General features: G+C 58.7%; 1 protein-coding gene. It reads left to right on the top strand.

Annotated elements, in window-relative coordinates; all coding sequences use genetic code 11:
- Window positions 1-1,580, top strand: a 1,580-nt coding sequence (locus tag B2W96_RS10970) for an efflux RND transporter permease subunit (RefSeq protein ID WP_293010348.1), incomplete at both ends; no start/stop codon positions are given.

Below are 1,580 nucleotides of genomic sequence, written 5' to 3'. Positions count from 1 at the left end.
TCGTGGTGCTGGAAAACATCTTCCGATACCGCTCCGAGGGGCATGACAACTACTCCGCCTGTACCAAGGGGACAGGAGAGGTGTCCTTGTCCATCGTGGCCTCCACGCTGACCACCGTGGCGGTGTTTCTCCCGCTGGGCCTCACCAAAGGAATTGTCGGCATGATGTTCTACGACTTCTGCCTGACCATCTGCACCCTGATTGCCATGTCCCTGATTGTGGCGCTGACCATTGTGCCGCTTTTGAGCTATATGCTGCTTGGCCGGGGCAGGAAGGACCTGAAGGCCAACGCCCAGGCCATGGAGGCAGTGAAAAAAGCGAAGGGCAGCCGCTTGGCGGACTGGTATGTAAAAAAGCTGGATTACTTTATCCATCACCGCAAGAGAGCCATGCTGGCGACCCTTGCCATGATCGTGGTCTTCATTGGCATCATTGCGTTCTCGGGCTTTGAGATGATGCCCTCCATGGACCAAAGCAGTGTCACCGTCACCGTGAGCCTTCCCACCGGAACCGAGACGGAGGAAGCGCAGCACATCGCCGAGCAGGTGGTGGACATCGCCATGGATACCGTTCCGGAAATCAAGGATATTTACTATACCACCGGCGGCGGTACCATGAGCAGCATGACTGGCGACAACTCTACCTCTGTGACACTGAATCTCGTTTCCATCGGGGATCGCCATCGCTCCGCCGAGGAGATTGGAAACGGACTGCGGGAGGATTTGCGGGATATTGCCGGGTCGGAAATCACCGTGTCCTCCGCTGGCATGATGGATATGTCCGCCATGAGCGGGCAGCCCATCCAACTCACCCTTTCCGGAGACAATTACGATGAGCTGAAAGCGGCGGCAGACGACCTTTTGAAGCAAATTGCCGACGGTGTGCCCGACGCGGTGGATCTAAAATCCAGCGCCGGAGATCAGGTGCCTGAGGTGGACGTGACGCTGCGGCGAGATGTGGCCGCGCAGTACGGGCTTACCGCGGCCACCATCGGCACCGCCGTGCGCAGCCAGCTCACCGGCTCCACAGCCACGATTCTCAAGGTAAACGGCGAGGAGATTGATGTGGTGGTCCGGGGCGAGGCCGACGCGGGCAAAAGTCTGGACGCGCTGCGTTCCATGCTGATCACCACGCCCACGGGCAGCGCCGTTCCTTTGAATATGGTGGCAGACGTGGCGGTGGTGATGGCCCCTCAGACCATCATCCGCCAGAATCAGAGCCGCACCATCACTGTTACCGGCGACAGCCGCACGGACGACGCGATGGGTATTGCACAGTCCGTTAAAACGGTGGTGGACGGCTATCAGCCCCCGGAGGGCGTCACCGTGAATATGGAGGGCGAGAGCAGCGACATGATGGACTCTTTCCGGAGTCTGGGTACCGCTCTAATTGTGGCGCTGGGTCTGGTGTATTTCGTGCTGGCGTCCCAGTTTGAGTCGTTCCTGATGCCGGTTATCGTTATGATGATTCTGCCGGTGAGTCTGCTGGGCTCGCTGTCCACGCAGTTCCTGTTTGGCATGAAAATCTCCGTCGTCTCTCTGGTCAGCGTGATTATGCTGGCGGGAACGGTGGTTAACTCC

The organism is Oscillibacter sp. UBA6647 (assembly GCA_002455655.1).
GTDB lineage: Bacteria > Bacillota > Clostridia > Oscillospirales > Oscillospiraceae > Oscillibacter.
Note: the sequence above shows the minus strand (reverse complement) of the source record. Positions and strands in the feature narration are given on the sequence as shown.